The organism is Microbacterium sp. 22303 (assembly GCF_052045265.1).
Classification (GTDB): Bacteria; Actinomycetota; Actinomycetes; order Actinomycetales; family Microbacteriaceae; genus Microbacterium.
On record NZ_JBQEOQ010000008.1, the window covers coordinates 75,507 to 87,664 of the forward strand.

Genomic DNA, 12,158 nt, shown 5'->3' on the forward strand with positions numbered 1-12,158 from the left:
TTCACCCCGCTGAACGTGAAAGGCACCGTGTGAGCGTGACGCCCCGATCCCGACGCCCCGTCGCCGGACACGGCCAGCTGCGCCGTCCGAGCGCCTGGAGCCAGCTGATGAAGATCCTCGGCATCGCCATGGCTGTGGTGCTCGTCTCGGGTGTCTCCGTCGCGGCATACGTCGCCTACGACCTGGGCCACACGTTCAGTGCGAACGCGGTCGCTCTGGATGGCGAAGCGTCGGTGCCACCGGACATCGGTGCGATCAAGGGCGGCGTGAACATGCTGCTCGTCGGAAGCGACATCTGCGAGGCGAAGTTCTCGGCGGAGTTCGGCGATCGCTGCTCGGATCCGGGCAACGAGGGCGAGCGCAACGACACGAACCTGGTGCTGCACATCTCCGACAGTCCGCGCCGGGTGACCGTCATCACCTTCCCGCGTGACCTCATGGTCCCGATCCCGTCGTGCACCGATGCGCAGGGCAATGCGACCAGCGAGATGTCCAAGCAGCCGATCAACGTCACGCTCGAGACGGGCGGACTGAACTGCGTCGCCCGCACGATCAGCAAGGTCTCCGGTCTCGACATCCAGTTCGCCGCGAAGATCACCTGGGGCGGCGTGATCGAGATCACGAACGCGATCGGCGGCGTCGACGTCTGCATCGCGAACGGCATCGACGATCCCGACACCGCGCTCAAGCTCACGCCGGGCACGCACACGCTGCAGGGCTATGAGGCGCTGCAGTTCCTGCGCACGAGGCACGGCGTCGGCGACGGCAGCGACCTCGGTCGCGGCAGCAACCAGCAGGTGTACATGTCGTCGCTGGCCCGCAAGATGGTGTCGGCCCAGGTGCTCGGCAACCCCGGCACGCTGCTCAAGCTCGCGAACACGGTGATGTCGAACGTCACCCCCAGCACCACCCTGACCAGCCCGACGCTGCTCGTGCAGATCGCGCTGGCGATGAAGGACGTGCCGCTGGACCAGATCAACTTCGTGAACTACCCGGTGCTCACCGACCCCGACAACCCGAACAAGGTCGTGCCGGACACCGACAGTGCGGACCAGCTCTGGGCGGCGCTCGCGGCGAACCAGCCGATCCAGGTCGCCGGTCAGCGCGACGACGCGGTCGTCTCCGCGACGCCGACGCCGACGGATCCCGCGACGACCGGTCCCGCGACGACGGATCCGTCCGCGACTCCGACGCCCGGCGCGACCTCGGGCCCCGTCGAGCTGCCGAAGAACGTCTCGGGGCAGTCCGCGGCGCAGCAGACCTGCTCCAACGGCAACGGCTTCGAAGGCTGAGCAGCTTCCCGACGGTAGCGTGTGGGGATGACTCCCCGCACGCGACGGCCGGTTACCGGGCACGGCCAGCTGAGCCGCCCGAGCGCGGGGAGCCAGCTCCTGAAGATCGTCGGCATCGTCCTGGCGGTGATGCTGGTCTCCGGCGTCGGCGTCGCGGCATACGTCGCGTACGACCTGAGCCGCACCTTCGGAGAGGGTGCGGTCGCCCTCGACGGCGAGGAGTCGGTGCCGCCAGACATCGGCGCGATCAAGGGCGGCGTGAACATGCTGCTCGTCGGCAGCGACGTCTGCGAGGACGACTTCAAAGCGCAGTTCGGCGACCGGTGCTCGGATCCCGAGGCCGGCGGTGAGCGCAACGACACGAACCTTCTGCTGCACATCTCGGACAACCCGCGACGGGTGACCGTCATCACGTTCCCGCGCGACCTGATGGTGCCGATCCCGTCGTGCGTCGACTCGGAGGGGAACGACACGAGCCCCAGGGAGAAGGCGCCGCTCAACGAGGCCATCGGCATCGGCGGCCCGAAGAACGGCCTCGCGTGCGTGCACCGCACGATCAGCGAGGTGTCGGGCCTCGACATCCAGTTCGCCGCGAAGGTGACGTGGGGCGGCGTGATGAAGATCACGGACGCGATCGGCGGAGTCGACGTGTGCGTCGCCAACGGCATCAGCGACCCGGACAACACCGGCCTCGAGCTGGGTCCGGGCACGCACACGCTGCAGGGCTACTGGGCGCTGCAGTTCCTGCGCGTGCGGCACGGCGTCGGCGACGGGGGAGACCTGAGCCGGGGCAGCAACCAGCAGGTGTACATGTCGTCACTTGCGCGCAAGATGGTCTCCGCCGAGGTGCTCGGCAACCCCGGCACACTGCTGAAGCTCGCGAACACTGTGATGTCCAACGTGACGCCGAGCACCACGCTGACCAGCCCCAGCTTGCTGGTGCAGATCGCGCTGGCGATGAAGGACGTGCCGCTCGACGAGATCAACTTCGTCAACTATCCGGTGTTCGACGACCCGGACAACCCCGGCGTCAAAGTCATCCCGGACCGCGACAGCGCCGACCTGCTGTGGGCGGCGCTCGCCGCGAACGAGCGGATCCAGGTGACCGGTCAGCGCGATGCTGTCGTGCCGGCCACACCCGCGCCCACCGACCCGACGACGCCGGATGGGGCGACGCCGGCGCCTGGCGAGACGGCCGGTCCCGTCACGCTGCCCGAGAACATCACGGGTCAGTCGGCGAACCAGGAGACCTGCTCGAACGGCGGCGACTCCTAGCCGGTTCGCAAGGCCCTCGCGGACCCGTTAGGATGGTCCCTGGTGTTCGGCATGCCGGACATCTGGAGACGTCGCATAGTCAGGCCTAGTGCACCACCCTGCTAAGGTGGAGTCCTCGCAAGGGGACCGAGGGTTCAAATCCCTCCGTCTCCGCAACGAAAATCCTGAGCAGAGACATCTTCAGGGTTTCCTCCCGCCGCCCTCTTTCTGACGAGGATCTACCCGTCGTCGAACTCCCGGCGCAGGTACTGGGGCGCCTGCACCCGCCATGCCTCGGTCACGAGTTCGGCGAGATGATCGTCGTCGATCGCCCGCATCCGGAACGCGATCTTCGGCTCGCCCCACCGTGTCGTCTGGCGGAGGAACACGTCCGGCGCCATTTCCCGCAACGCGAGCGCATCGAGCGCGTCGGCGACCTTCACGCCGACCACAAGCTCCGACGCGATGACCTCACGGAGGTCTTCCGGGATGCTCGGCCACGGCGAGCACTCCCACGCGAAGAGCTTGTTGCGGACGAACCAGGCGGCACCGCCGGTCATCGCGCGCTCCTCACTGCCGGGCAGGCGGGCGGCGACACGACGCAGATCATCGAGCGTGGCCATGCGTCGAGACTAGGCATCCCCTCGGACACGAACGGAATGGCGCTGGGGTTTCGCCGGAGCCTCCGCGACATTCGGCGTGATCACTCGCGCTGCAGACGGATGCGGGGGTGCGCGGAAACAAACGCGCCCCCGCATCCGTCGCCGGGGTCACTGGGCCGGCAGCACGTGCTCCCCGCTGCGGTCGGTCGCGAGCGACAGCGACGAGATGTACTGCTTCTCGCCGTTCGGGCCGGGTACCGCCGAGGCGAGCATGTCCGGGCGTTCGAAGGAGATGCCGGTGGCGACGTCGAGCAGCTTCTCCGCGCTCGGGTTGCCGTCCGCGTCGAGCAGAGGCAGGTCGATGCCGTCGTCCGTGCGGCGGAGGTAGTAGCGGCCGCGAGTGAGGATCGCCATGACCGGAGTCGCGACGAACGCGATCAGCACGGCGAACACCGGCGAGAACGGCTGCACGGCCGCTCCGAACACCCCGAAGAACATCGCGATGGAGATGCCGCCGCTGAGCAGGAGGGAGACGATCCCGACCGGGTTCCAGGCGTAGAGCATGCCGCGGCGGAATTCGGGCTGCTTCGGCGAGAGCTTCAGGACGTACTTGTTGATCGCGATGTCCGTCGCGACCGTGACGATCCACGCCATGCCGAGGTTGGCGTAGAACCCGAGCACGGTGTTGAGGAAGGCGAACATGTTGGCCTCCATCAGCACGAGCGCGATGGCCACGTTCACGACGACGAAGACCACGCGTCCGGGATAGCTCTTCGTGATGCGGGTGTACGCGTTCGTCCATGCGAGTGATCCCGAGTACGCGTTCGTGACGTTGATCTTGATCTGGGAGATCACCACGAGCGCCACGGCGAGCGTCATGGCCAGCCAGCCGGGCACCATCTGCTGGTAGATGCCGAGGAACTGGTGCACCGGCTCGTTCGCGCTCGCAGACGCCTGCGGGTCGAGCGTCGAGATCAGGTAGACCGCGAGGAACAGCCCCACCGCCTGCTTGATCGCACCGAACACGACCCAGCCGGGGCCGGCGATGATCACGGCGGCCCACCAGCGGCGCCGGTTCGCCGAGGTCTTCGGCGGCATGAACCGGAGATAGTCGATCTGCTCGGCGATCTGCCCGATCAGCGACAGGCACACGCCGGCGGCGAGCATGACGGACGAGAAGGACACGGATCCGTCCCCCTGGCCGTGGAACGCGAAGAATTCGCCGACCGAGGACGGGTGCGTGATCACGAGGTAGGCGAAGGGCAGCACCATGAGCACCAGCCACAGCGGCGTCGTCCACACCTGGAGCTTGGACAGCACCTTCATGCCGTAGATCACCAGCGGGATCACCATGACGGTGGACACGAAATAGCCCAGCCACAGCGGGATCCCGAGGCCGAGCTGAAGACCCTGCGCCATGATCGAGCCCTCGAGGGCGAAGAAGATGAAGGTGAAGGTCGCGAAGATCACGTTCGTGATGACGGATCCGTAGTATCCGAAACCGGATCCGCGGGTGATGAGGTCGAGATCGAGGTTGTAGCGCGCGGCGTAGTACGCGAGCGGGATGCCGGTCACGAAGATCACCACGGCGGCGACGGCAATGCCCAGCAGCGCATTCACGGTGCCGTGCGTGATGCCGATGTTGGCACCGATCGAGAAGTCGGCGAGGTAGGCGATTCCGCCCAGGGCGCTGGTCGCGACGACGCCGGGCGCCCATTTGCGGTAGCTGCGCGGCGCGAAGCGCAGCGTGTAGTCCTCGAGGCTCTCCTTGGTCGCGGCGCGCGCATCGGTCGTCTCACCGCCCTCGCCCGTCGTTGTGGGGCCGGCGTCCTCGGGGCGGGTCATTTCGATGGTCATGCGGATCCGTTCGTCGGGGGATGGACACGGAGCGAGCGGTGCAGGTGAGCCCGCGCCGCTCGTGGAGCCATCCTGTTCCCCCGGGAGCCGCCGACGATGTCAGCCGTGTTGCGATCCTGTTAAGTCCCGTTCCGGGAGACCTCGCCAGGATCGACCGATCTCAGATGCCTCCGTCGATCGACCGGGGGAACTCGGTCGGGTTCTCCGGGACCATGACCTGGGTGTCGACATTCAGGCTCTCGCCCCGGAAGAACCTCTTCGATCGGGGGAACAGGTACCAGAGGAACATCAGCACGAGTCCGATAGCGAGCGAGCCGATGCCGACCACGAAGGTGCCGCCGATGCCGAAGAGCACCGAGTAGCCGTAATCGACATCCCACATGTCGATCGCCGACTGCACGAAGGCGGCCGCGAGCATGAGCCCGCCGAGCAGGGGGAACAGTCCCTTGAAGAAGAAGCTGCGCGGCGAGGTGAAGATGTCCCTGCGGAAGTACCAGACGCACGCGAAGCCGGTGATCGCGTAGTAGAACGCGATGGCCAGGCCGAGCGAGAGGATCGAGTCCTGCAGGATGTTGTCGCTGATCAGCGTCATGCCGACGTAGTACGCGATCGCGACGATGCCCATGATGATCGTCGAGAACGACGGGGTCTTGTAGACCGGATGCACCTCCTTGAACCTCGCGGGAAGTGCGCGATAGACGCCCATCGCGAGCGTTCCCCGGGCGGTCGGCAGGATCGTGGTCTGCGTGGAGGAGATCGCCGAGATGATGACGGCGACCACCAGCACCCAGCCGAACGGCCCGAGCAGTCCGTCCTTGATGGCGAGGAAGAAGTCATCCGCGTGCTCCGCGTTGCCGAGACCGGTTCCGGTCTTGCCGAGACCCGCGTACATCATGGCGGCGATCGTCACCGCGACATAGGTGAAGAGCAGGATGACGCAGGTCAGCAGCGCGGCACGGCCGGGGATGCGCTTCGGATCCTTCGTCTCCTCGTTCAGGGCCAGGCAGGTGTCCCATCCCCAATAGATGAAGAGGGCGAGGAGGATGGCCTCGGTGAATCCCGACCACGAGGTGAAGGCGAACGGGTTCATCCACTCCCAGGAGAATTCGATCGCGTGCGGAGCGTTGCCGCTGGCGATCTGCCAGAAGACGGCGACGATGAAGACGACGAGAGCGAGGTACTGGATGCCGAGCAGCACGTTCTGGATGCGCTCGCCGATCTCGACGCCGCGCCAGCTGACCCAGGTCATCGCGGCGATGAAGACGACCGCAGCGAGGATGACGCGCCAGTCGCTGTTCTCGAGATCGAAGCCGATCAGGGACCAGAAGTACACGGAGGCGATCTGCGCGAGGTTGGCGAGGACGACCATGCCGGCGACCGCGACGCCCCAGCCGCCCATCCAGCCCACCCAGGGACCGAACGCCTTGGTGGCCCAGGTGAAGGTGGTGCCGCAGTCGGGAACCGCGTTGTTCAGCTCCCGATAGGCGAAGGCGATCAGCAGCATCGGCACGAAGGCGAGCACGAAAGCGATGGGCGCCTGGGCTCCGACCGCGATGACCACCCATCCGAGGGACGCGACGAGGGAGTACACCGGTGCCGTGGACGCCAGGCCGATGACGGTCGAGCCCCAGAGGCCCAGCGTTCCGGCCGCCAGCCCCTTGCCTTCGGGGCGTTCCAGCTGGATGGGTGTTGTTGACATGAACAGAACGGTATGCGGGATGCGGTTTCGAGTCAATGTCCGCGCAATAACAACGAATTACGTATCTGTTACGGGTGCATCACGATGAAATCCGCACACTTACCAACTTTCGACAGTCAGGGTGCCTGATATGCGGACCAGGTGGCCGGCCGGATCCGTGCGGCGGACCGCCCCGGAGCGCGCTCGCCATGTTGCATCGCGGACTTCCGCCGGAAATCCCCGCGAAATGCGCGGGTGGAAAGGTCCAGTCATGGAAACGTCCTTCGCCGGCTACTGGAGTCGACAGACCGCGGGATCCCGATCCGGTTCTCCCTGGGATGAGATGTTCGACGCACACGATGCGGGCGCGGAACTCGCCGCCAGGGATCCGTACCGATCCATCCACCGTGCCCTCAGCGACATGTCGGCGGACGATCTCCAAGGACGGGTCGAGGCGCTCGCCGGGGCGTATCTGTCACAGGGCGTGACCTTCGACTTCGCCGGCGAGGAGCGTCCGTTCCCGCTCGACGTCGTACCCCGGGTGATCGCGTCCGACGAGTGGCGCGAGGTCGACCTCGGCGTCGCGCAGCGGGTGCGGGCGCTGGAGGCGTTTCTCGCAGACGTGTACGGCGCACGCCGATGCGTCACGGACGGCGTGGTGCCGGCGCCGCTGATCGCGTCCTCGAGTCACTTCCACCGGCAGGCGGCGGGGATCGTGGCCGCGAACGGAGTGCGGATCCAGGTCGCCGGGATCGACGTCATCCGGGATGAGTCGGGTGGGTGGCGCGTGCTGGAGGACAACGTCCGCGTGCCGAGCGGGGTGAGCTACGTGCTCGCCAACCGGCGGGCGCTGGCGCAGATGGTGCCGGAGATGTTCGCGGACATGCGCGTGCTGCCCGTGGTCGACTATCCGAACCGCCTGCTCGGCGCCCTGCGCGCGGCGGCTCCGTCGGCCGCCGACGATCCGACGGTCGTGGTGCTGACACCTGGCGTGTTCAACTCGGCGTACTACGAGCACACGCTGCTGGCGCGGCTGATGGGCGTCGAGCTGGTGGAGGGCCGCGATCTGTTCTGCTCCGGCGGGCGGGTCTGGATGCACACCACCACCGGCCCGCGCCGGGTGGACGTGATCTACCGCCGTGTGGATGACGAGTACCTGGATCCGCAGCAGTTCCGCCCCGACTCGATGCTGGGGGCGGCCGGGATCCTGAACGCGGCCCGGCTCGGCAACGTCACGATCGCGAACGCGGTGGGCAACGGCGTCGCCGACGACAAGCTCGTCTACACCTACGTGCCCGACCTGATCCGCTATTACCTCTCCGAGGAGCCGATCCTGGCGAACGTCGACACCTGGCGACTGGAGGATCCTGGCGCCCTCGAAGAGGTGCTCGAGCGGCTGGACGAACTGGTCGTGAAGCCGGTCGACGGGTCCGGGGGCAAGGGTCTGATCATGGGTCCCGCCGCGTCGCGTGCCGAGCTCGATGCGGCGCGGAAGACGCTCGCCGCCGATCCGCGAGGGTGGATCGCGCAACCGGTCGTGCAGCTGTCCACGATCCCCACGCTCGTGGATGACGGCTTCCGCCCCCGGCACTCCGACCTTCGACCGTTCGCGGTCAACGACGGCGAGGACATCTGGGTGCTGCCGGGCGGCCTCACCCGGGTGGCGCTCCCGGAGGGGCAGCTCGTCGTGAACTCGAGCCAGGGCGGCGGCTCGAAGGACACCTGGGTGCTGGAGGATCCCGCGATGCCGCGCGCGTCGGCGACGATCCGCGCCGCCCGGATCGCCGCGCCGACCGCTGCCGGGCTCTCCGGGGCAGCGGTCCTGCCGCTGCCCGTGCCGCCGCTCGATGATCCGCAGCAGCAGCAACAACAGCAACAACAGCAAGTGCGGCAGGAGGAGGCATCATGCTGAGCCGGATCGCCGAGGCGCTGTTCTGGATCGGGCGGTATGTCGAACGCGCCGACGGCACCGCGCGCATCCTCGACGTGCACCTGCAGCTGCTGCTCGAGGATCCGTGGGCCGACGAGGAGTCGGTGTGCCGCACCGTGCTGTCCGTCATGGGCATGCCGGATGCGGCCGGGGGCAACCCGCGTCGCGGTGACGCGCTCCGCGCGCTCGCGACGGATCGGACCAGGGCCATCTCCGTCGCGCATTCGCTGTCCTCCGCCCGTGAGAACGCCCGCCGCGCCCGCGAGGTGATCTCCCAGGACCTCTGGGAGGTGTTGAACACGACCAACGCCCGCCTGCCGCTGCGCGTCGACTTCGAGCGGTCCCACTCCTTCTTCCAGTGGGTGCGCGAGCGCGCGGCGTTGACCTATGGCGTCGCCGAGACGTCGATGAGCCGTGATGAGGCCTGGTACTTCTTCGTGCTCGGGCGTGCGCTGGAGGCCGCCGACATGACCGCGCGGCTGCTGGTCTCCGCCGCGCGCACCGACGGCGGGGGTGCGATCAACTGGATGACGCTGCTGCGCAGCTGCGATGCGTACGACGCCCATCTGCGGGTGCATCGGTCCATGCCGACCGCGACCTCGGCGACGGAGTTCCTCCTGGTCGACCGGCATTTCCCGCGATCGGTGCTGTCGAGCGTGATCCGGGCCGAGGAGAGCCTGCAGCGCATCGGACAGAGTTCGCCGCTGCTGCCACCCGACGCCGTGGGACGGGCGATCGGACGACTCCGATCGGATCTGGAGTACCGTCCCGTGGCGGATCTCGTGCTCGTGCTGGAGAGCAGCATGCATCACGTGCAGGAGAGCGTCTCCACGATCAGCAACGCCGTGCAGGACCAGTACTTCCCATCGATCGCCGCACCCGTCTGGACCGAGGAGACGCTATGACCAGGCTCAGGATCGTGCACCGCACCGGCTTCCAGTACGCCTCGCCCGCGACAGCCTCGTACAACGAGGCCCGCATGCTGCCGCGCACGCAGGATCGTCAGCTCGTGCTGCAGGCCCGCGTCGAGACTCAGCCGGCGACGCATCCCAACACCTACAACGACCATTGGGGAACCCCGGTGACGGCCTTCGAGGTGCTCACCCCGCATGAGGAGCTCTCCGTCGTGGCGACGAGCGTCGTCGAGACGCGGACGGTCCCCGCTCGGGGCCGCGAGATCGGCTGGGCGCAGATCGCGCACGCCGCAGCGACGTCGCTCGACGTCGCGGAGATGCTGATCCAGACGCACGCCACCCAGCCGGACGAGCAGATGCGCGAGATCGCGGAGCAGACCCGGGCCTCGCACGACGGCATCGATGACGCGGCGACGGCCATCTGCCGGATCGTCGGCGAGGCGATGACCTACCGCCGCGGCGTGACGGGCGTGAACTCGACGGCCCGCGACGCATGGCCCGCGCGCGCAGGGGTGTGCCAGGACATCGCACATGTGACGCTCGGGATGCTCCGCGCCGCCGGCATTCCGTCCCGGTACGTTTCGGGCTATCTGCATCCGGACGCGGATCCGAAGGTGGGGGAGACGGTCGTGGGCGAGTCGCATGCCTGGGTGGAGTGGTTCTCGGGTCGGTGGTGCGGGTACGACCCCACCAACCTCGTCGAGATCGGCCCGTCGCATGTGTTCGTGGGCGTCGGCCGCGACTATTCCGACATCGCGCCTCTTCGCGGGGTCTACGCCGGATCCGGCGCGTCGGAGCTGTTCGTCTCGGTCGACATCACACGGCTGGAGTGACGCGCCCGTCGTGACCTGACCGGAACCCGCCCCGGGCGCCTTCGGACGCTCGGGGCGGAGTGGTCTGCGGGCGGATCCGATCCGCTTCGCGAGAATGACCTCGGCCCTCCCTGACTTCATCCGGGAGGGCCGAGGTCTGCGGTGCCGGTCAGCCGTCGGAACGCAGCGCCTCGGTCGCCTGGCGGTGCGCCACCACGGGGTGCTTGCCCGTGAAGCCCTCGCGTTCGCGCGCCGCGGCGAGGATCCCCTTGCGGGCGGTGAACCACCCGACGATGAGCGCCGGGATGATCACGACGAGGGAGAGGAGCACCCAGCGGCCCACCTCGGAGAAGCCCATGGTCACGAGCACGAAGGCCAGGAACGCGAGGGTGAGATAGCCGGTGTAGGGAGCGCCGAACATCCGGAAGGACGTGCGCTGCAGCACCCCCTTCTTGGTGAGCGAGTGGAACTTGAGCTGGCACAGGATGATGGTGGCCCAGCCCCCGATGATGCCGAGCGCGGAGACCTCGAGCACGATCTCGAACGCTTGAGAGGGCCACAGCGCGTTGATCCCGACGCCGGCGAAGGTGATGACGGCGGTGAGCAGGATGCCGCCGTAGGGGACGCCGTTGCGGCTCATCCGGGCGGTGAAGCGGGGTGCGGATCCGTTGACGGACATGGAGCGCAGGATGCGGCCGGTGGAGTACAGCCCGGCATTCAGGCTGGACAGGGCGGCGGTGAGTACGACGAAGTTCATGACCGAGCCGGCCACGGCGCCGGTTTCGGCGCCCCCGAGGTGGGAGAAGAAGGTCACGAACGGCGACTCCCCGGCCTTGTACGTGCTGAACGGCAGCAGCAGGGAGAGCAGCAGCACGGATCCGACGTAGAAGATCGCGATCCGGATCACGACCGTGTTGACGGCCTTCGGCATGACCTTCGCCGGCTCCGCCGTCTCGCCTGCGGCCGTGCCGACCAGCTCGATGGCGGCGTACGCGAAGACCACGCCGGAGATCGCGAGGAGCGGCGCCACGGCTCCGGTGGGGAAGATCCCGCCGTGGTCGGCGATCACGGAGAATCCGGTCACACCGATGTCGGTCGTGCCATGGAAGATGATCACGCAGGTGCCGATCACGAGGAACAGGACCAGCGCGGTGACCTTGATCATCGCGAACCAGAACTCCATCTCGCCGAAGAGTTTCACGCTGACGAGGTTGAGGGAGAGGACGACGACGAGGGCGACGAGGGCGATCACCCATTGCGGGACGGCTTGCAGGGGTGGCCAGTACTGGGCCCAGAACTTCACGTAGAGGGCGGCGGCGGTGACGTCGACGATGGAGGTCATGGCCCAGTTGAGGAAGTAGAGCCAGCCGCTGACGAAGGCCATCTTCTCGCCGTAGAACTCGCGGGCGTAGGAGACGAAGGACCCGGAGGAGGGGCGGTGCAGGACGAGTTCGCCGAGGGCGCGGAGGATGAGGAAGGCGAAGAAGCCGCAGACGGCGTAGACGAGGATGAGGGCGGGTCCGCTGGAGGCGAGTCGGCCGCCGGCGCCCATGAACAGGCCGGTGCCGATGGCGCCGCCGATCGCGATCATCTGGATCTGCCGGGGCTTGAGCGCCTTGTGATAACCCGCGTCCTCTTTGGAGAAGTCTTCGACGGCCATGGTGCGGTCGCCGGTCAGCTCGCGCTCGTTCTCGAGGGCGTCCTCGGGGTCGAGAGTCGGGCCGTGTTCAGGAGAAGTGCTCATCAGAGACTCCTTTCACTGGAAGGGCTGGAGCCGGCCGAGTCCGGAGATGCCTCCCGGGATCCTCGATGCTCGGGC

9 protein-coding genes and 1 tRNA gene are annotated in these 12,158 nt (G+C 67.6%); 6 read left to right on the top strand and 4 right to left on the bottom strand.

Annotated elements, in window-relative coordinates; all coding sequences use genetic code 11:
• The first annotated feature begins 35 nt into the window (after nucleotides 1-35).
• The 3 genes from ACTJI8_RS19060 (at nucleotide 36) to ACTJI8_RS19070 (ending at nucleotide 2,720) form a co-directional block, all read left to right on the top strand.
• Nucleotides 36-1,292: an LCP family protein gene (locus ACTJI8_RS19060; protein WP_440735010.1), complete on the top strand. Its 1,257-nt coding sequence runs from the start codon at nucleotides 36-38 to the stop codon at nucleotides 1,290-1,292.
• Nucleotides 1,293-1,319: 27 nt separating this feature from the next.
• On the top strand, nucleotides 1,320-2,567 hold the full coding sequence (locus ACTJI8_RS19065) for an LCP family protein (protein ID WP_440735011.1): 1,248 nt from the start codon (nucleotides 1,320-1,322) through the stop codon (nucleotides 2,565-2,567).
• A gap of 64 nt (nucleotides 2,568-2,631) precedes the next feature.
• A tRNA-Ser gene (locus ACTJI8_RS19070) sits at nucleotides 2,632-2,720 on the top strand.
• 65 nt (nucleotides 2,721-2,785) lie between these two features.
• On the opposite strand, the gene ACTJI8_RS19075 is transcribed toward ACTJI8_RS19070, so the two are convergent.
• The 3 genes from ACTJI8_RS19075 to ACTJI8_RS19085 form a co-directional block, all read right to left on the bottom strand.
• Nucleotides 2,786-3,169: an MmcQ/YjbR family DNA-binding protein gene (locus tag ACTJI8_RS19075; protein WP_440735012.1), complete on the bottom strand. Its 384-nt coding sequence runs from the start codon at nucleotides 3,167-3,169 to the stop codon at nucleotides 2,786-2,788.
• Between the two features lie 147 nt (nucleotides 3,170-3,316).
• Entirely contained in the window at nucleotides 3,317-4,993 is a 1,677-nt protein-coding gene (locus ACTJI8_RS19080; RefSeq protein ID WP_440735079.1) for a purine-cytosine permease family protein, read from the bottom strand.
• 172 nt (nucleotides 4,994-5,165) lie between these two features.
• Complete coding sequence (locus ACTJI8_RS19085; protein ID WP_440735013.1) at nucleotides 5,166-6,704, bottom strand: APC family permease; 1,539 nt, start codon at nucleotides 6,702-6,704, stop codon at nucleotides 5,166-5,168.
• A 250-nt stretch (nucleotides 6,705-6,954) separates the two neighbouring features.
• Here ACTJI8_RS19085 and ACTJI8_RS19090 point away from each other — a divergent pair, with 250 nt between their 5' ends.
• From ACTJI8_RS19090 to ACTJI8_RS19100, 3 genes are read left to right on the top strand one after another with little or no spacing between them, the layout of a single operon-like run.
• On the top strand, nucleotides 6,955-8,595 hold the full coding sequence (locus tag ACTJI8_RS19090) for a circularly permuted type 2 ATP-grasp protein (protein ID WP_440735014.1): 1,641 nt from the start codon (nucleotides 6,955-6,957) through the stop codon (nucleotides 8,593-8,595).
• Nucleotides 8,589-9,518 carry an alpha-E domain-containing protein gene (locus tag ACTJI8_RS19095; RefSeq protein WP_440735015.1) on the top strand — a complete coding sequence of 310 codons (930 nt, stop codon included), beginning with the start codon at nucleotides 8,589-8,591 and terminating at the stop codon, nucleotides 9,516-9,518. The genes ACTJI8_RS19090 and ACTJI8_RS19095 overlap by 7 nt, the downstream gene beginning before the upstream one ends.
• Nucleotides 9,515-10,360, top strand: coding sequence for a transglutaminase family protein (locus ACTJI8_RS19100; protein WP_440735016.1), 846 nt, complete (start codon nucleotides 9,515-9,517; stop codon nucleotides 10,358-10,360). Before ACTJI8_RS19095 ends, ACTJI8_RS19100 begins: the two co-directional genes overlap by 4 nt.
• Nucleotides 10,361-10,508: 148 nt before the next feature.
• Here the strand turns inward: ACTJI8_RS19100 and ACTJI8_RS19105 are convergent, their stop codons facing one another.
• Complete coding sequence (locus ACTJI8_RS19105; protein ID WP_440735017.1) at nucleotides 10,509-12,083, bottom strand: amino acid permease; 1,575 nt, start codon at nucleotides 12,081-12,083, stop codon at nucleotides 10,509-10,511.
• Between the last annotated feature and the right edge of the window lie 75 nt (nucleotides 12,084-12,158).